Origin of the sequence: Kitasatospora sp. NPDC008050, from assembly GCF_042957465.1 — a bacterium.
GTDB lineage: Bacteria > Actinomycetota > Actinomycetes > Streptomycetales > Streptomycetaceae > Kitasatospora.
The window spans coordinates 347,396-363,841 of the sequence record NZ_JBIBIJ010000005.1; the positions used below are offsets into that span (position 1 = coordinate 347,396).

A 16,446-nucleotide genomic window follows, 5' to 3' on the forward strand; every position below is an offset into this window, starting at 1 on the left:
TGTGCGGCCACGGTCGGTTCATCCCGCACACTGGAGAGCGCGGGTTCGCGCCCCGGTGCGGGGCTGGGCACGCGGTGACGTGATGCGGTCAACGCTGGCCGGGCACGGTGCACAATCGCTGACATAACGGGAAAAAGGGACATCCGGCGGGGCACCGGAGGTCCGGGGGTCTGTCGATTCCGGCGAATTCCGGTGAGGATGGTCCGAGTGTCCGAGGAGCAGGACGGCTTCGAGGAGGCCACGGGGGCCGGCCGCAAGGCCGCCCGCGCGGGAAGGGGAAGGCGGGGTGAAGGACGCGTGGGGGTGACGTACAAGTACTTCGGCGCACCCGACCGCGCGACCGCCGCGAGAGTCCCCACCGCGCTCGGCCCCGGGGGGCTGGGGCTGGACGCCGGTGAGCTCGGCTCGCTCGGCCGGCTCGGCGATCTGATGGAGACCAGTGGCTCCCCCACTGGCCATCTCTCCACCAAGATCAAACCCGAGACCATGAGCGCCATGGTCCTCACCGGGATCGAGGGCATCCCGCTGCACCAGGTCCCGCCGCTCGAACTGGTCGTGCTGCACCCCGACTACGCGGTGGTTCAGCTGCCGCACACCGTGGTCGAGCCACTGCGCAAGGCGGACGAGACCGAACTGGGCGCGGCGGCGTTCATCTGGTCCACCGTGCCGGACCGGCGCGGGCCCCGGGACGCGTTCGTGATCTACACGATGCTGCACGAGTGGCAGGACTTCGCGAACCGGCTGCACGACGCGGGGCACCAGCTGTACTGCCTGGTGTGGCCCTGACCTGCAGCTCCATGGGCTTCTGAGGGCTCGTCAGCGACCGTTTGGCGGGGCGTCACGGCTGGTCAACGAGCAGCCCGCCGCCGTCCGCCATCTTGTCGTAGGCCGGCGGCGTCATCAGGCCCAGCGTCTGGAACGGGTGGACCCTGCACACCACTTCCATGGGCACATCCGGGGCACCTGGAGCCCAAAAACGCCGCTGACCAGCGCCAACTACTGAAGTCGGGATCCTGCCGTGAACCTGCGGGAGTCGCCGGTGGTCCGGCTCACAGTGTGGGAAGTCGGGTGGACCGACTTCCCACACTCAGGTGCGGGCCTCAGCCGTGCAGGTAGACGATGCCGAGCTTGGTGAGCTGCCAGAGCTGGGCCGACGCGCCGGTGTCGGCGGCCAGCTCCACGATCGCGTTGTTCTGGGCGTCGTGGTCGGCGCTGACGGTGGCCACCTTGCCGGTGTCCTGGGAGTCGGCCAGCTTGTACTGGTTCTGGCCGGCGGGCTCGAAGACCCAGTGCTGGTTGCCGCCGCCGTTGCAGCCCCACTGCTCCAGCCGGGTACCGGGCGCGGTGGCCGCGCCGGTGGCGTCCAGGCACATGCCGCGGTTGCCGCTGAAGTCCAGCTCGTAGCTGCCGCCGGGCTTGGCCTCCAGCACGAAGGACTGGTTGAGGCCGCCGTCCGCCGGATAGTTGATGGCGGGCCGGCCGTTGGTGGCGTCGCCGTAGCTCCCGCCGCCGGAGAGGTCGAGCACCTGGCCGGTGGCGGCGTTGGTCAGCTGGTACCAGGCGCCGTCCTCGGGGGCGTCGCCGAAGGGCTGACCCGGCGTCAGCGGCATGATCGTGGTGCCGTCCGCCTGGTCCAGGGTGCAGTAGGCCTCCTGCTGGGCGGGCTCGCCGTAGAACTCGGCCAGGCAGTTGCCCTCGGCCTGGTAGCCGGCCACCCGCGGGTGGTAGGACTGCCGGATCTCGTTCTCGCAGAGCGAGAGGATGCCGATCGAGTAGTCGCAGCCGTTGCGGGTGTTCTCCGAGAGGTCGATCACGTCGCCGTTGGTGTACTCGTAGGGCGATGTGGTCCACTCGGCGCAGACCTCGTGGCCGTAGGTGACCCGGCGCTGGTCCAGGAAGCGCACCCCCGGCACGGCCTCGGCGGCCTGACGCAGTGCGTCGTCGAAGGTCGGCACCACCCAGTTGTGGCCCCAGGCCAGGTCCTCGGGGAAGGCCGGGCAGCCCTGGGCGAGCTTGGTCGCGGGGTCGTTGCTGCGGATGTCGGGGGTGATCGGGGTGAAGTACGACTGGTAGACCAGCTGGTAGTCGCCGTCCGCGTAGCCGGCGGCGCGCATGGTCTGACGGACGTCGGTGAGCGCGGCGGTCACCTTGGGGATCACCTTGGCGGCGCGCTGGGTGATGGTGGCACTGCCGATGGTGTCCCGGCAGCCCTGCGACTTGGGGATCGGGAAGTACTGCGCGAGGCAGCTCTCCATGATCCCGCTGAAGTCGAAGTCGTCGTTGGCGCCGATCGTGACGACGACCATCTTGACGTCGTACCTGGCCGCGGTCTGGGCGAGTTGGGCGTCCTGCTTGGGCTCGCCGAAGTCGCCGCTGCCGCCGCCGGTGACCTTGGCCAGGTTCGGGTCGCTGACCAGGTCGCCGGTCTGGGCGCCGGAGCAGGCCAGGTCGACGGCGGTGACGCCGGACAGGCCGGTGTCGAAGATCTCCGACTGGGGGTGCCGGTGGCAGTAGTCCTTGGGACCGTCGGTGCCGGCGAAGTAGCCGTCGTTCGTGTCGGTGCCGGCGCCCTCGCCGGAGATCGCGCTGTCGCCCAGCGAGACGATCGCACTGGGCAACGCGGCGCGCGGGGACGGCGAGTTGGCGGCGGCGTGGGCCGCCGGGGCGCCAGTGGCCAGGCCGATGGTGGCGACCAGCGCGGCGACGGCCAGCAGGACGGTGGGGGGACCGGATGTGAGCTTCCTGATCACGCAGACTCCTTGGTGGGGGTGGCGGAGCTGTGCGGTGAGCGGGTTCACATGGTAGGTACTGACAAGTAACGCAACAAGGCTCGTGACAGCAGAAGTTGAGGCTCCCTCATATAGCCCGGTGCGGAAAAGCCAAAGCCGCCGCCAGCCGCCTCAGGAGGGGAGACGACGGACGACGGCTTCGCCAGGGGTGAATCAGCCCTCGTTGACGCAGGTGTTGCCGAACGCCGGGTTCAGCAGGCCGATCACGTCGATGCTGTTGCCGCAGGCGTTGATCGGAACGTGCACCGGGACCTGGAGCAGGTTGCCGGAGAGGACACCGGGGGAGCCGACGGCGGCACCCTCGGCGCCCGCGCTGGCCATGGCGGTCCCGGCACCCGCGGCCACGATTCCGACCACGGCGGCGCCGACAGCGGCAGCCTTCTTGACGCTCATATTGAGTCTCCTTGTTGCTGAGCACGATGCGTGCATGATCAGCAACGACCCCTACCGCGAGTGGTTGCGGCCTCCGCCGCCGAATTCACCCGTTTGCGCGCAGCCAGCCGGCTCGCCACCCGCGCCCGGCCCGCGTGTGCAGGCGATCGGGTGATCCGGGGCGGTGCCCGTTTCCGCCCGCGCCGGTGCTCGTTCTATGTCGGGAAGCCGCTTCACACCGTCAGAAATCGTAGGCAGAAAGAGAATTCCGTCATGCGCAAGCTCGTCCACGGCGCGTTCGGCGTGGCCGCCGCCGCCGCTCTGATCATCGGTGGCGCGTCCGCCGCCTCGGCCAACGCGGGTGCCGAGGGTGCCGCTGTCGGTTCGCCCGGTGTGCTCTCCGGCAACCTGATCCAGGTCCCTGTGCACGTTCCGGTGAACCTCTGCGGCAACAGCATCAACGTGATCGGCCTGCTGAACCCGGCCTTCGGCAACACCTGCGTCAACGCCTGACCGACCAGGACGGTCATTCCGGTTCGCCACCCGAGTCGAATCGCCGGACTTTCGCCCGGCTGAGTGAATTCGGGCCGGTCGGCCGGAACCTTCCGATCGCCAATCCTGTTTCGCCCGGTACCCGGAACGACCGGAACGACAAACTGTCCGACCGAAGTGCTCCCGGGAAATCAACGGAGGAATAACTCATGCGCAAGTTCTCGAAGTCCCTCGTCCTGACCACCGCCGCCGCCGGCCTGCTGCTGGCCGGTGCCGGCGCGGCCAACGCCAGCGCGGGCGCCGAGGGTGCCGCGGTCGGCTCCCCCGGCGTGCTCTCCGGCAACGCCATCCAGGTGCCGATCCACATCCCGGTGAACCTGTGCGGCAACACCATCGACGTGATCGGCGCGCTGAACCCGGCGTTCGGCAACACCTGCGCCAACGCGGGCTGAGCCACCCCCGCTGACCCGGCGCCGCGGGCTGTGCGGCCGCCTCCCCCTGGCAGCACAGCCCGCCACCCCGTGATGATCCCCTAGGAGATCCCCCATGCAGTCCACCAAGAAGCTCGCCATCCTCTCCACCGCCGCCGTCGGCCTGGTGATCGGTGCCGCCGGCGCCGCCAACGCCAGTGCGGGTGCGGAGGGCGTCGCCGCCCACTCCCCCGGTGTCGCCTCCGGCAACGCCATCCAGGTGCCGGTGCACATCCCGGTGAACCTGTGCGGCAACTCGATCAACGTGATCGGCCTGCTGAACCCGGCTTTCGGCAACACCTGCGCCAACGTCGACGCCCCGCCGCACCACGACGACGACTGCTGAGCAGCGGAAGTCGCGTGAGCGCTGTCCCCCGGACTTCCGTGTCCGGGGGACAGCGCCGTTTGCGGCCCACAAGAGAGCCGGCCCGCAAGAGAGAAGGATCCCGTTGAGCCTCACCACCACCGGCGGCGCGCTGGCCGCGCTGGGGGCGGCCCTGCTGCTCACCCCCGCGGCGGCCGGCACCGCCCTGGCCGACTCCGCCGTACCGCAGGCCCCCGTGCCGAAGGCACAGCTGCAGCCGACCGAGGTCGGCCCGGCGCTGGGGGCCGTCGGCAACACCACCGGCTATGTCACCGGGCCGGTCAAGGACCTGCGCCTGGACCCGTTCGCCCAGTCCAGTGCCGATCCGCTGAACAACACGGTCGCGGTCAAGCCGGACAACCCCGGCATGCGGCCGGTCAGCAGCACGGCCCTCACCGGTGCGCTCAGCGACGGCGGCGGGGCCAAGGACCTGCCGGGCCTGGGCCTGCTGCTCGGCGCGGTGCCCGGCCACTGAGCGGGCGGCGCATGGGTCAGGCCCGGTGCGGGTGCTCGCACCGGGCCTGACCCATGCTCGACGGCCGCAGGGGTTCAGCCCTGGGTGGCCTCCTGGGCGGTGGCCGCGGTGGTGTCGAGCAGGTCCTGCGCCGTCTTGAGCATCGGGGTCTGCCGGTCGGGACCGCCGAGCGAGGCCTTGGCGTCCGGGCCCGCCGACAGCGCGCCGGGCAGCACCCGCGGGTCCAGGTCGCCGGCCGACAGCGAGCCGTTCTTCAGCTGGCCGTCCGCGCCCTCCACGAAGTTCAGCGGGTGCCCGAGGCCGACGGCCGGGCCCACCGCCTTCAGCGGCGCCGAGGGCGCGTCCAGGTCCAGGTTGCCGGGCCGCACCCCGTCGGCCACCGCGGGCAGCGGGAGGTCGCTGCCCAGGCTCGGGCCGACCTTGCTGAAGTTGAGCGCGGGCACGATCCTGTCCGGCACCAGCTCGTGCTTCTCCGGACCGCCCTGCACCGGCGGCAGCACCGGGGAGGCCGGCAGCGCGCCGTGGATGTCCCCACCCAGCGGCAGCATCGGCGCATGCTGGCTGACCGTCTCCAGCGGGACCCGCAGCGGCACCGTCTTGGTCGCCAGGCCGTCCTCCATCGCCGCCACCTGAGCCGGGGTCATCGGCTGGCCCGGGGTGACCGGCTGGGCACCGGCGGCACTGGCCGCACCCTGGCCCGCGATCGCCGACGCTCCGACTGCCAGCAGCAGTGCACCGGTCCGCTTGGGGAGCTTCATCGTCTTCTCTGATCCGATCTCGTGAGGCGCTGGGAAGTGCCCCCGGCACCGGTCGGGCCCGTCACACGGCCCGCCGGACAGGACCGGGGTCGATCTGTTTCAACGACCCGACGCGGTCGGAGTAGGCACGGCTTAACCGGAATGGCTCATTAATAGCATCGACGCGCCGACTGATTGGGTCGTACAGAATTTTTCCCGGCACGCCTCGCGTAACTTTCCGGGCCGCCGTTCTTTGATATCGATGTCACCGCACAACGAGCACGACGACGGCCGGATCGGATGCCCGATCGCACCGCAGCCAGAGGTCTGCCGAATGTGATCAATTTCCTGAATACGCCGCGGATGTCATGGTGACCGCAGACCAGGTCAATTCGGAGAACGGATTGCCCCCAGACGCAGCGGACGCAGCAATCCAGAGAGGAACCCCATGATCAAGAAGACCCTGGCCTCCGTCGGCCTGGTGGCCGCCGCGATGGCTGCCGGTGTCACCCCGGCGATGGCGATCGGCAACGCGGACGGCTCCGCGGCCTCGCTCTCCGGCAACGGCGGCACCAACAACACCGGCACTTGGGGCAACCACAGCCCCAACTTCCACTTCCTGGACAACACCAACATCTGCCTGCCGGAGATCCACCACGTCCAGGTCGGCCTCGTCCCGATCCAGGCGGACGTGCCGGTCGGCAACCAGCAGATCCACCAGGTCTGCAACCAGGGCCAGCCCACCCAGAGCAACGGTGACGGCGTCGCCTCGCACCTGGTCGGCTGAGCAAGCAAGCCACCCCGCTCCACCGCTCCATCGCTCCACCTCCCCCAGTAATCCCGTAGCAAGAGAGAGCACTCCCATGCTGAAGAAGGTCCTCGCCACCGCCGGTCTGGCCACCGCCGCCATCGCGATGTCCGCCGCCCCCTCGATGGCGATCGGCGACGCCGACGGCTCGGCCGCCTCGGTGCAGGGCAACGGTGGCACCAACCACACCGGCACCCACGGCGACCACAGCCCGAACTACCACACCCTGGACAACACCAACGTCTGCCTGCCCGAGGTGCACCACGTCCAGGTCGGCCTCGTGCCGGTCCAGGTCGACGTGCCGGTCCTCAACCAGCAGCAGCACCAGATCTGCAACGTGGGCCAGACCACCCAGGCCAACGGCGACGGCGCGCTGTCGCACCTGATCGGCTGATCAGGACCGACCAGCTGAGTCAGCCCCGCACACGGGCGGACCGGCCGGCCCCGGCCGGTCCGCCACGCGAGAGCTGAGCAGCACCCTGACCCTCCAGAGCAGCATCCGACCCTCCAGAGCTGGACCCAGCGGAGCCGGGGAGCACGCTTCCCCCGGCTCCGCTGTCATGTCATCGACTGACGGACAGTCAATCCCCTATCAGGAAGGCTCGATTACACATGCGCAATCCCCTGCGTACGACGGCCGCCCGGGCCGCCGCCGTCTCGGCCGGCGCGCTGATGATCGCCGGCATCGCCGCTCCGGCCTACGCCCACGTCTACACCGCCGGCGAGGGTGGCGGCGTGGTCAGCGGGAAGCACCCCGTCCTCGCGACCGGCTGGTTCGACGGCGTCGCGGGCACCAGCCACGTGCACACCGCCGGCATGGGCGACGGCTGGACCACCGCCACGGCCACCGGCGGCGAGGGCGCCGGCGGGGTGGAGATCGACGGGATGCACCACCACTGAGCCACTGAGCCGGGCATGACCGAGGGGGCGTCAGCAACAGCTGACGCCCCCTCGGTCATGCCGTCGTTCAGCGCGCGAGCATCCGCGCGGCCTCGACGGCCCAGTAGGTGAGGATCTGCTCGGCCCCGGCCCGGCGGATCGAGGTGAGCGTCTCCAGGATGGTCCGCTCGCGCTCGATCCAGCCGTTCGCCGCGGCCGCCTCGACCATCGAGTACTCACCGGAGATCTGGTACGCCGCCACCGGCACCGGCGAGCGGTCGGCGACCTGGCGCAGGATGTCCAGGCACGGCATGGCCGGCTTGACCATCACCAGGTCCGCGCCCTCGGCCAGGTCCAGCTCCAGCTCGCGCAGCGACTCGCGGGAGTTGGCCAGGTCCTGCTGGTAGGTCTTGCGGTCACCCTTGAGCGAGGAGCTGACCGCCTCCCGGAACGGGCCGTAGAGGGCGGAGGCGTACTTCGCGGTGTAGGCGAGCACGGCGACGTCCTGGTGGCCGGCGGCGTCCAGCGCCCGGCGGATCACCCCGACCTGGCCGTCCATCATCCCGGACGGGCCGACCATGTGGACCCCGGCCTCGGCCTGCACCACGGCCATCTCGGCGTAGCGCTCAAGGGTCGCGTCGTTGTCCACGCTGCCGTCCGGCGCGAGCACCCCGCAGTGACCGTGGTCGGTGAACTCGTCCAGGCACAGGTCCGACATCACCACCAGCTGGTCGCCGACCTCGGCGACCACGTCGCGGATCGCCTGCTGCAGGATGCCCTGCGGGTCGGTGCCCGCCGAGCCGAGGGCGTCCTTGGTCTCCGGCACGCCGAAGAGCATGATGCCGCCGAGACCGGCCTCCGCCGCCTCCACCGCCGCCTTGCGCAGCGTCTCGCGGGTGTGCTGCACGACGCCCGGCATCGAACTCACCGGCACCGGCTCGCTGATGCCCTCCCGCACGAAGACCGGCAGGATGAACTCGGCCGGGTGCAGCCGGGTTTCCGCGACCAGCCGGCGCACCGCCGGGGTGGTGCGCAGACGACGGGGTCGGGCGGCAGGGAAAGACACGATTCCTCCAGGTGTCAACGCGCCTTGCGACGGGAGCCGGGGCGCCGCTCGCTGGGCCGGTAGACCGGTTCGCCCGCCGAGGTGGCGGCGTCGCGGCGCCCGGCGCCGAACTCCGCCAGCGCCTCGGCCAGCGCGGCGGCGGACGGCGCGGGGGCCATCACGTCGACCCGCAGGCCGTGCTCCTCGGCGGTCTTGGCGGTGGCCGGACCGATGCAGGCGATGATGGTGACGTTGTGCGGCTTGCCGGCGATGCCGACCAGGTTGCGCACGGTCGAGGACGAGGTGAAGAGCACCGCGTCGAAGCCGCCGCCCTTGATCGCCTCGCGGGTCTCGGCCGGCGGCGGCGAGGCGCGCACGGTCCGGTAGGCCGTCACGTCGTCCACCTCCCAGCCGAGTTCGACCAGGCCCGCCACCAGGGTCTCGGTGGCGATGTCGGCGCGCGGCAGCAGCACCCGGTCGATCGGGTCGAAGACCGGGTCGTAGGGCGGCCAGTCCTCCAGCAGTCCGGCCGCGGACTGCTCGCCGCTGGGCACCAGGTCGGGCTTCACACCGAAGTCGACCAGCGCCTTGGCGGTGGTCTCGCCGACCGCGGCGACCTTGATGCCGGCGAACGCGCGGGCGTCGAGGCCGTACTCCTCGAACTTCTCGCGCACCGCACGGACGGCGTTGACCGAGGTGAAGGCGATCCACTCGTAGCGCCCGGTGACCAGGCCCTTGATCGCCCGCTCCATCTGCTGCGGGGTGCGCGGCGGCTCGACCGCGATGGTCGGCACCTCCTGCGGCACCGCGCCGTAGGAGCGCAGCTGCTCGGACAGGCCGGTGGCCTGCTCCTTGGTGCGCGGCACCAGGACGTTCCAGCCGAACAGCGGCTTGGTCTCGAACCAGGAGTGCGAGTCACGGTAGGCGACCTGGTCGCCCACCACGGCTATCACCGAGGTGGCCGGGTCCACCGGCGCGGAGACCGGCGAGGGCAGCACCCGGGCCGCCTTCAGGTCGGCCCCGATGGCGGCCAGCGTGGAGGTGAAGGTGCGCTGGCGGGTGGTGGTGCCCGAGAGCGTGGCGCACAGCGCGGCGTCCGGCTTGCGGCCGTGGGTGACCAGCGCGCTCGCGGTGGCGGGCAGCTGGCCGAGCGTGGTGCGCACCACCAGGGTGGTCTCGGGCGCGCCGAGGTCGACCAGGGCGCCGGCCAGCAGCGCCGAGCCGTCCACGAAGCGCACGTCGGCGCCGTTGCTGCCGCGCAGCGGCACACCCGCGTAGGCGGGGACGCCGACCGACTGGGCCACGCCCGGGATCACCTCGAAGGAGGTGCCCGCCTTGGCACAGAGCAGCATCTCCTCGGCCGCCCGGCCGTCCAGGCCCGGGTCGCCGTCGACGGTGCGGACCACGTGCTTGCCGGCCTGCACCGCGTCGGCGATCAGCCGGGCGAGCGCGCCCGCGTCGCCGCCGCCGATGTCGAGCGGCGCCGCGTCGCCCACCGGCACGCCCGGTGCGAACACCTGGACGCCCTCGGGGCAGTGGCTGCGCACCGCACCGGCGGTGAGCGGGTCGGCGATCAGCAGGTCGGCCGAGGCCAGCACCTCGACCGCCCGGAGCGTCAGCAGGCCGGGGTCGCCGGGGCCGGCACCGAGGAAGGTGCAGCGTCCGGACCGGTCGGCGGCGGTGGTGGTGGGGCTCATCGGACTCGCTCCCCCATCAGACCGGCCGCTCCGCCGTCGAGCAGCCGGGCGGCCAGCGCGTGGCCGAGGGCCCGCGCCTGCCGTTCGGCCGTCTCGTCGGTCGCGAGCGGGCCAGTGGTGGACATCGTCAGCAGGGTGGCACCGTCGACGGAGCCGACGACACCCTCCAGCCACAGTTCGTTCTCTTCGCTCACCCGGGCCAGTGCGGCGACCGGAGCCGAGCAGCCGGCCTCCAGCGCGGCCAGCAGGGCGCGCTCCGCGACGACGGCGGCACGGGTGGGTGCGTGGTCGAGCGCGCCGAGGGCGGCGGCGAGCTCGGGGTCGTCGGCCCGGCACTCGATGGCCAGCGCGCCCTGCCCGGGGGCCGGGAGCATCAGCTCGGGCTCCAGGTGCTCGCTGATCTCGGCCGAGCGGCCCAGTCGGTTGAGGCCGGCGGCGGCGAGCACCACCGCGTCCAGCTCCCCGCTGTGCACGAAGTTGATCCGGGTGTCGACGTTGCCGCGGATCGGCACCGTCTCGACGTCGGCGCCCTGGGCGGCGGCCCAGGCGTTCAACTGGGCCATCCGGCGCGGGGATCCGGTGCCGATCCGGGCGGTGCGCCCGGCGCACTTCTCGATCAGCGCCTCAAGGCTCAGGCCCTCGCGGGCGACCAGAGCGTCGCGGACGTCCTCGCGCTCGGGCACGGCGGCGAGCACCAGGCCCTCGGGGGCGGCGGTCGGCAGGTCCTTGAGCGAGTGGACGGCGAAGTCGATCCGGCCCGCGAGCAGCGCGTCGCGCAGCGCGGAGACGAAGACCCCGGTGCCGCCGATCTGGGCCAGCTGCTCGCGCGAGGTGTCGCCGTAGGTGGTGATCTCCACCAACTCGACCTCGCGGCCGGTCAGCCGACCGACCTCGCGGGCGACCATCCCGGACTGCGCCATGGCCAGCGCGCTGCGCCGGGTGCCGAGCCGCAGCGGTATTTCGGCGTCCAACTGGCCCTGCTGCGTGCTCAGTTGACCATTCATAACGTGATCATCCCGGTCGTGCTGGTGGTCGAGAAGATGGTTCATCGCGCAGCTCCGCCCGCGAGACTACCGCTGGCGGGCTGCCCTTGCGGCCCTACTGGTGTCCCCGACACGGCGTGCACCGCACCCGGGTCGAGGTCGAACAGCTCGCGCAGCGCCTCCGCGTAGGAGGCACCGCCGGGCTCGGCGGCCAACTGCTTGACCCGCACCGTCGGTGCGTGCAGCAGCTTGTCGACCACCCGGCGGACGGTCTGCGCCATCTCGGCGCGCGAGCGTTCGTCCAGGTCGGGCAGTCGGGCCTCCAGGCGGGCCAGCTCGGCGCCGACCACCTCGGAGGCCATCGCGCGCAGCGCCACCACGGTGGGGGCGATCCGCGCGGCGCGCTGGGCGGCGCCGAAGGCGGCCACCTCGTCGGCGACGATGGTGGTGACCGCGTCCACGTCACCGCTGCCGGGCAGCGCGGCGTCGACCTGGGAGAGCGACTCCAGGTCAACCAGCAGCGCGCCGGGCAGCTCGTGCACCGCGTGGTCCACGTCGCGCGGCATCGCCAGGTCCAGGAAGGCCAGCGGCGTCCGCTCGGCCCGGGCCGCCACCGCCGCGGCGACGTCGGCGGCCTGGATCACCGCGCCGGCCGAGCCGGTGCAGGAGATCACCACGTCCACGTCGGCCAGCGCCTGCGCCACCTTGGCGAAGGCGACCGTCCGGGCGCCCAGCGCGGCGGCCAGCCGTTCGGCCCGCTCGGGGGTGCGGTTGGCGATCAGGAGGTCGCTGACGCCGGCCCGGGAGAGGGTGGCGGCGGCCAGCGAGCTCATCGAGCCCGCGCCGACCACCAGGGCCCGCTTGCCGGCGATCTCGCCCGCCCCGGCGGCGATCTGCTCCAGCCCGAAGGTGACCAGCGACTGCCCGGCCTTGTCGATCCCGGTCTCGCTGTGCGCCCGCTTGCCGACCCGAAGGGCCTGCTGGAACAGCTCGTTGAGCAGGCGTCCGGCGGTGTGCTCCTCCTGGGCGCGGGCCAGCGCGTCGCGCAGCTGACCGAGGATCTGGCCCTCCCCGACCACCATCGAGTCCAGTCCACAGGCCACCGAGAAGAGGTGGTGCACGGCGCGGTCCTCGTAGTGGACGTAGAGGTGCGCGGTGAGCTCCTCCAGGTCGACCCCGCTGTGCTCGGCGAGCAGCAGCGACAGCTCGGCGACGCCGGCGTGGAACTTGTCCACGTCCGCGTAGAGCTCGATCCGGTTGCAGGTGTTGAGCAGGGCCGCCTCGGAGACGGTGGCCGTGGCGGCCGCGTCGTGCAGCAGCCGGGTGGGGACCTCACCGGTCAGCGCGGCGCGCTCCAGGACGGTGACGGGCGCGGTGCGGTGGCTCAGTCCGACAACGAGCAGACTCATGCCGGCATCACCGCGGACCGCTCGCTCTCGCCACGCGGCTCCGCCTTGCCGTCCCGAGCGGTGTCCTTGGCGTCCCGGACGTCCTTGCCGCCGCTCGCCGCGCGGCGCAGCTTGGCCGCCGCGGCGCGCACCGGGCCGGGGGCGCGGCTCGGCGCCGGCTCCTCCTCGGCCTGCGGCTCCTCGCCCGCCTTGCGCTGCTCGTGGAAGGCCAGGATCTGCAGCTCGATGGAGAGGTCGACCTTGCGCACGTCCACGCCGTCCGGCACGGTCAGCACGGTCGGCGCGAAGTTCAGGATGCTGGTCACCCCGGCCTCCACCAGCCGGTCGCAGACCTGCTGGGCGGCGCCCGGCGGAGTGGTGATCACACCGATGGAGACCTGCTGGCTCTCCACGATGGACTCCAGTTCGTCCATGTGCCGCACCGGCAGGCCCGCCGCGCTGCCGCCGACCACGGCCGGGTCGGCGTCCAGCAGGGCCGCCACCCGGAAGCCGCGGGAGGCGAAGCCCCCGTAGTTGGCGAGCGCGTGGCCCAGGTTCCCGATCCCGACGATCACGACCGGCCAGTCCTGGGTCAGGCCCAGCTCGCGCGAGATCTGGTAGACGAGGTACTCCACGTCGTAGCCGACGCCGCGGGTCCCGTAGGAGCCGAGGTAGGAGAAGTCCTTGCGCAGCTTCGCGGAGTTGACCCCGGCTGCGGCCGCCAGCTCCTCCGATGAGACGGTGGGGACCGAGCGCTCGGAGAGCGCGGTCAGCGCACGCAGGTAGAGCGGCAGCCGGGCCACGGTGGCCTCGGGGATGCCACGGGCACGCGTCTGACGTCCCACAGGGGTGCGGCGCATGGAGCCTCCGTCGGCGGTGCTGGGGGGCGAGGATTCAGGGGTGGATCGGCCGATTGCCACGGTGCTCCTGTGGGTGAAGCTGGGCTTTGGCAGCCAGGCTATGCGTTTGTGAACGTGTGCACAAAGATGATGTCCGTTTTGTCCCGCCACAGTGACGCGCATCACGCCACACGCCGCTCCGGCGGCACCATCGTCGCCCACCAGCGCCGGTCCGGCCAGAAGTTCGAACCGAAACGGCGCCGCGTCCGCGCTAGCGCGTGAGTGCGGCGCGCAGCCGGGCCTCGTCGACCCGCCAGAAGTCGTGCTGACGCCCGTCGATCAGCGTCACCGGGATCTGCTCCCAGTAGGTGCGGTAGAGCTCCTCGTCCTGGGTGATGTCCCGCTCCTCGAAGCCGGTGCCCAGCTCGGCGGTGACCCGCACGATCACCTCCCTGGCCTGCTCGCACAGGTGGCAGTCGGGCTTGCCGATCAGGGTCACGGTGCGATCGGCGGGGCTGGAACGCCGCTCGCGGCGCAGGAGAGGGGTCACGGCACCATTGTGCGCCGCCCGCCCGGGCGCACCGTCGCCCGGCCGCGCCGCGCCGCCTTCCCGCGGCGGGCAGAGCGCCGTGGCCCGCCCGTCCATACCGGCGCCCACCAGGGCTGACTATGCTCGGTGCCATGGCCGCGCTGCGAAGGCTCACCCAGGCAAGACGATCCTCCTCCGAGCGGGCCGCCCTGGCAGGCGAGGCCGCCGCGCAGGCGGCCGAGCAGGCGCTGCGCGAGCGGGCGCCGGCTCCGGTCGACGCCGGGTCGGCCCCGACGGAGCAGCCCGCCGAGCCGCAGCCCGTCGAGCCGCAGTCGGCCACGCCGCCGGTCGACCACCCGCAGGGCGCCGCCTTCTTCGACTGCGACAACACGATCCTGCAGGGCGCCGCGGTCTTCTACCTCGGCGTCGGGCTCTACCGCCGCAACTTCTTCTCCCGCCGCGACGTGGCCAAGTTCGCCTGGCAGCAGGCCTGGTTCCGGCTGTTCGGCACCGAGGACCCCGGGCACATCGCCGACGCGCAGCACACCGCGCTGTCGCTGGTGGCCGGCAAGCGCACCGCCGACCTGGAGGAGATCTGCGAGGAGATCTTCGAGGACATCGTCGCGGCCAAGGTCTGGCCGGGCACCCGGGCGCTGGTCCAGATGCACCTGGACGCCGGGCAGCGGGTCTGGCTGGTGACGGCCGCCCCCCAGGAGGTGGCCCGGATCATCGCCCGCCGGCTCGGCATGACCGGCGCGCTGGGCACAGTGGCCGAGGAGGTCGGCGGCCAGTACACCGGCCGGCTGGTCGGCGAGATGCTGCACGGCCCGGCCAAGGCGGCCGCGGTGCGCGCCCTGGCCCGGCGCGAGCAGCTCGACCTGGGCCACTGCGCCGCGTACAGCGACTCGGCCAACGACATCCCGATGCTCTCGCTGGTCGGGCACCCCTTCGTGGTCAACCCCGACGCGCGGCTGCGCAAGTACGCGCGGGCGCACGGCTGGCGGGTGCGCGACTTCCGCACCGGGCGCAAGGCCGCGCGGATCGGGGTGCCCGCCGCGGTGGCGCTCGGCGCGGTGGCGGGTGCGACGGTGGCGACCGTGGCGCTGCGCCGCAAGCGGCGCTGACGCGAAGCTGACGCGGCGTCAACCAGGACGCCATGCCGGGCGGGTGGGCCCGGTCAACCGGGCGTTCCGGACCACGGGCAGCCGCCCGCAGCGGCCCGAAACGCCGTCACCACACCTGTCACCAGCGGAATCCGACAAACTCCCAGCGTCGGCGGCCCAGTGACCGGATCTGATCGTTCGAACGCCCTGGAAAGTCTGGGATTGGCAGGCCTGTTGGCGGGGAAACCGCCCGGCCGACCTCGGAATCGGTCACAGCCCGCCCTCGATTGCTCACCAACAGCGCACGGTTCGGTGCTGCGTTCGGTCGGTTTCAGCTCATATACCACGCGAAGTGGATCCCTATCGACCACTTCCGCCACACGGTGTAGCTGTCATTGCACAAAGCGTTATTCTCTCCTGGATGCACGTCCACCCCAGGTGTCCCCCCGACGGGGTGACGGGGAGTGTGCTCTCCGCGCAGGCGGAGGTGATCCGTCCACAGTTCTGCCTCTGGGAGTCCCGTGTACCCACCCGTCCGGAACGACGCGCCTGCTCCCGCCCGCCCGTCGCCACCCGTCGCGCTCGCTGCCCTGCCCCGCGCGACCACCCGCAACCTCCGCCTGCTGCGCACCCTGCTGCGCAGTCAGCTGCTGCCCTCGCTGCCCGAGCTGGTCCCCGCCGGTGGTGCCTGGCAACCGGCCGACGGGCCCGGCCCGTTCGGGGTCTTCGGACCGGCCGCGGCGGGCACCGCGCTGCGCTCGGCCGCCACCGGCTCGGCGGGCACCCGCACCCGGGGGGCCGGCACCCGCGGCCGCACCGGCACCGTGCCGCACCAGGGCACCGAGACCGAGCACAACCCGATCATGGAGCTGGTCGAGCGCGCCCAGGCCGGCGAGAGCGAGGCGTTCGGGCGCCTGTACGACCACTACTGCGACACGGTCTACCGCTACATCTACTACCGGGTCGGCAGCCGGGCCACGGCCGAGGACCTGACCAGCGAGACCTTCCTGCGCGCGCTGCGCCGGATCGGCACCTTCACCTGGCAGGGCCGGGACTTCGGGGCCTGGCTGGTGACCATCGCGCGCAACCTGGTCGCCGACCACTTCAAGTCCAGCCGGTTCCGGCTGGAGGTGACCACCGGCGAGATGCTCGACTCCAACGAGTGCGAGCGCAGCCCGGAGGACTCGGTGCTGGAGTCGCTCTCCAACGCCGCCCTGCTGGACGCCGTGCGGCGGCTCAACCCGCAGCAGCAGGAGTGCGTCACCCTCCGCTTCCTGCAGGGCCTCTCGGTCGCCGAGACGGCCCGGATCATGGGCAAGAACGAGGGGGCCATCAAGACCCTGCAGTACCGCGCCGTCCGCACCCTGGCCCGGCTGCTGCCGCCGGACGCCCGCTGACCCGGCCCGATGACCATAGCTGACGCCGGGTCACCCCACGGACCGTTCCCACACGTCCGGGTGAGAATGCGGTCACATG

General features: G+C 72.0%; 19 protein-coding genes. 10 read left to right on the top strand and 9 right to left on the bottom strand.

The window, feature by feature from the left end:
* The first annotated feature begins 303 nt into the window (after positions 1–303).
* Positions 304–786 (top strand): hypothetical protein, encoded by a 483-nt coding sequence (locus tag ACFZB9_RS13025; RefSeq protein WP_391446445.1) that lies wholly within the window; start codon positions 304–306, stop codon positions 784–786.
* Between the two features lie 314 nt (positions 787–1,100).
* Here ACFZB9_RS13025 and ACFZB9_RS13030 read toward each other — a convergent pair whose 3' ends face one another.
* Positions 1,101–2,750 carry an RICIN domain-containing protein gene (locus tag ACFZB9_RS13030; RefSeq protein ID WP_391446447.1) on the bottom strand — a complete coding sequence of 550 codons (1,650 nt, stop codon included), beginning with the start codon at positions 2,748–2,750 and terminating at the stop codon, positions 1,101–1,103.
* A gap of 192 nt (positions 2,751–2,942) precedes the next feature.
* On the bottom strand, positions 2,943–3,182 hold the full coding sequence (locus tag ACFZB9_RS13035) for a chaplin (protein ID WP_391446449.1): 240 nt from the start codon (positions 3,180–3,182) through the stop codon (positions 2,943–2,945).
* 252 nt (positions 3,183–3,434) lie between these two features.
* Here ACFZB9_RS13035 and ACFZB9_RS13040 point away from each other — a divergent pair, with 252 nt between their 5' ends.
* The 4 genes from ACFZB9_RS13040 (at position 3,435) to ACFZB9_RS13055 (ending at position 4,962) form a co-directional block, all read left to right on the top strand.
* Positions 3,435–3,674, top strand: coding sequence for a chaplin (locus tag ACFZB9_RS13040; protein WP_391446451.1), 240 nt, complete (start codon positions 3,435–3,437; stop codon positions 3,672–3,674).
* 188 nt (positions 3,675–3,862) lie between these two features.
* Positions 3,863–4,105: a chaplin gene (locus ACFZB9_RS13045; RefSeq protein WP_391446453.1), complete on the top strand. Its 243-nt coding sequence runs from the start codon at positions 3,863–3,865 to the stop codon at positions 4,103–4,105.
* A gap of 94 nt (positions 4,106–4,199) precedes the next feature.
* Positions 4,200–4,469 carry a chaplin gene (locus tag ACFZB9_RS13050; protein ID WP_391446455.1) on the top strand — a complete coding sequence of 90 codons (270 nt, stop codon included), beginning with the start codon at positions 4,200–4,202 and terminating at the stop codon, positions 4,467–4,469.
* 103 nt (positions 4,470–4,572) lie between these two features.
* Complete coding sequence (locus ACFZB9_RS13055; RefSeq protein WP_391446457.1) at positions 4,573–4,962, top strand: hypothetical protein; 390 nt, start codon at positions 4,573–4,575, stop codon at positions 4,960–4,962.
* A gap of 74 nt (positions 4,963–5,036) precedes the next feature.
* On the opposite strand, the gene ACFZB9_RS13060 is transcribed toward ACFZB9_RS13055, so the two are convergent.
* Positions 5,037–5,720 carry a hypothetical protein gene (locus ACFZB9_RS13060; protein ID WP_391446459.1) on the bottom strand — a complete coding sequence of 228 codons (684 nt, stop codon included), beginning with the start codon at positions 5,718–5,720 and terminating at the stop codon, positions 5,037–5,039.
* A 427-nt stretch (positions 5,721–6,147) separates the two neighbouring features.
* On the opposite strand from ACFZB9_RS13060, the gene ACFZB9_RS13065 reads away from it, so the two are divergent.
* The 3 genes from ACFZB9_RS13065 (at position 6,148) to ACFZB9_RS13075 (ending at position 7,407) form a co-directional block, all read left to right on the top strand.
* Positions 6,148–6,486 carry a rodlet layer protein gene (locus ACFZB9_RS13065; RefSeq protein WP_391446461.1) on the top strand — a complete coding sequence of 113 codons (339 nt, stop codon included), beginning with the start codon at positions 6,148–6,150 and terminating at the stop codon, positions 6,484–6,486.
* A gap of 76 nt (positions 6,487–6,562) precedes the next feature.
* Positions 6,563–6,901 (top strand): rodlet layer protein, encoded by a 339-nt coding sequence (locus ACFZB9_RS13070; protein ID WP_184936990.1) that lies wholly within the window; start codon positions 6,563–6,565, stop codon positions 6,899–6,901.
* 218 nt (positions 6,902–7,119) lie between these two features.
* Positions 7,120–7,407: a hypothetical protein gene (locus tag ACFZB9_RS13075; protein ID WP_391446463.1), complete on the top strand. Its 288-nt coding sequence runs from the start codon at positions 7,120–7,122 to the stop codon at positions 7,405–7,407.
* A 67-nt stretch (positions 7,408–7,474) separates the two neighbouring features.
* Here ACFZB9_RS13075 and hemB read toward each other — a convergent pair whose 3' ends face one another.
* The 6 genes from hemB to ACFZB9_RS13105 form a co-directional block, all read right to left on the bottom strand.
* Entirely contained in the window at positions 7,475–8,452 is a 978-nt protein-coding gene (gene hemB, locus ACFZB9_RS13080; protein WP_391446465.1) for a porphobilinogen synthase, read from the bottom strand.
* A gap of 14 nt (positions 8,453–8,466) precedes the next feature.
* Positions 8,467–10,128 (bottom strand): uroporphyrinogen-III synthase, encoded by a 1,662-nt coding sequence (locus tag ACFZB9_RS13085; RefSeq protein ID WP_391446467.1) that lies wholly within the window; start codon positions 10,126–10,128, stop codon positions 8,467–8,469.
* Positions 10,125–11,132 (bottom strand): hydroxymethylbilane synthase, encoded by a 1,008-nt coding sequence (gene hemC / locus ACFZB9_RS13090; protein WP_391446469.1) that lies wholly within the window; start codon positions 11,130–11,132, stop codon positions 10,125–10,127. Before hemC ends, ACFZB9_RS13085 begins: the two co-directional genes overlap by 4 nt.
* Before the next feature lie 41 nt (positions 11,133–11,173).
* The gene (locus ACFZB9_RS13095; RefSeq protein ID WP_391446471.1) at positions 11,174–12,520 is read right to left on the bottom strand and encodes a glutamyl-tRNA reductase; all 1,347 of its coding nucleotides are present in this window, start codon (positions 12,518–12,520) and stop codon (positions 11,174–11,176) included.
* Positions 12,517–13,359: a redox-sensing transcriptional repressor Rex gene (locus ACFZB9_RS13100; protein ID WP_391446473.1), complete on the bottom strand. Its 843-nt coding sequence runs from the start codon at positions 13,357–13,359 to the stop codon at positions 12,517–12,519. Before ACFZB9_RS13100 ends, ACFZB9_RS13095 begins: the two co-directional genes overlap by 4 nt.
* A 250-nt stretch (positions 13,360–13,609) precedes the next feature.
* Complete coding sequence (locus ACFZB9_RS13105; RefSeq protein WP_391446475.1) at positions 13,610–13,888, bottom strand: glutaredoxin family protein; 279 nt, start codon at positions 13,886–13,888, stop codon at positions 13,610–13,612.
* A gap of 131 nt (positions 13,889–14,019) precedes the next feature.
* On the opposite strand from ACFZB9_RS13105, the gene ACFZB9_RS13110 reads away from it, so the two are divergent.
* Positions 14,020–14,991 carry an HAD family hydrolase gene (locus ACFZB9_RS13110; protein WP_391446477.1) on the top strand — a complete coding sequence of 324 codons (972 nt, stop codon included), beginning with the start codon at positions 14,020–14,022 and terminating at the stop codon, positions 14,989–14,991.
* A gap of 500 nt (positions 14,992–15,491) precedes the next feature.
* The gene (locus tag ACFZB9_RS13115) at positions 15,492–16,367 is read left to right on the top strand and encodes an ECF subfamily RNA polymerase sigma factor, BldN family (RefSeq protein ID WP_391446479.1); all 876 of its coding nucleotides are present in this window, start codon (positions 15,492–15,494) and stop codon (positions 16,365–16,367) included.
* The last annotated feature ends 79 nt before the right edge of the window (positions 16,368–16,446 follow it).

Coding starts and splice junctions, on each gene's coding strand:
- ACFZB9_RS13035 (WP_391446449.1), bottom strand. CDS start 3,182: ATGAGCGTCAAGAAGGCTGCCGCTGTCGGCGCCGCCGTGGTCGGAATC.
- ACFZB9_RS13040 (WP_391446451.1), top strand. CDS start 3,435: ATGCGCAAGCTCGTCCACGGCGCGTTCGGCGTGGCCGCCGCCGCCGCT.
- ACFZB9_RS13045 (WP_391446453.1), top strand. CDS start 3,863: ATGCGCAAGTTCTCGAAGTCCCTCGTCCTGACCACCGCCGCCGCCGGC.
- ACFZB9_RS13050 (WP_391446455.1), top strand. CDS start 4,200: ATGCAGTCCACCAAGAAGCTCGCCATCCTCTCCACCGCCGCCGTCGGC.
- ACFZB9_RS13060 (WP_391446459.1), bottom strand. CDS start 5,720: ATGAAGCTCCCCAAGCGGACCGGTGCACTGCTGCTGGCAGTCGGAGCG.
- ACFZB9_RS13065 (WP_391446461.1), top strand. CDS start 6,148: ATGATCAAGAAGACCCTGGCCTCCGTCGGCCTGGTGGCCGCCGCGATG.
- ACFZB9_RS13070 (WP_184936990.1), top strand. CDS start 6,563: ATGCTGAAGAAGGTCCTCGCCACCGCCGGTCTGGCCACCGCCGCCATC.
- ACFZB9_RS13075 (WP_391446463.1), top strand. CDS start 7,120: ATGCGCAATCCCCTGCGTACGACGGCCGCCCGGGCCGCCGCCGTCTCG.
- ACFZB9_RS13085 (WP_391446467.1), bottom strand. CDS start 10,128: ATGAGCCCCACCACCACCGCCGCCGACCGGTCCGGACGCTGCACCTTC.
- hemC (WP_391446469.1), bottom strand. CDS start 11,132: ATGAATGGTCAACTGAGCACGCAGCAGGGCCAGTTGGACGCCGAAATA.
- ACFZB9_RS13095 (WP_391446471.1), bottom strand. CDS start 12,520: ATGAGTCTGCTCGTTGTCGGACTGAGCCACCGCACCGCGCCCGTCACC.
- ACFZB9_RS13100 (WP_391446473.1), bottom strand. CDS start 13,359: ATGCGCCGCACCCCTGTGGGACGTCAGACGCGTGCCCGTGGCATCCCC.
- ACFZB9_RS13110 (WP_391446477.1), top strand. CDS start 14,020: ATGGCCGCGCTGCGAAGGCTCACCCAGGCAAGACGATCCTCCTCCGAG.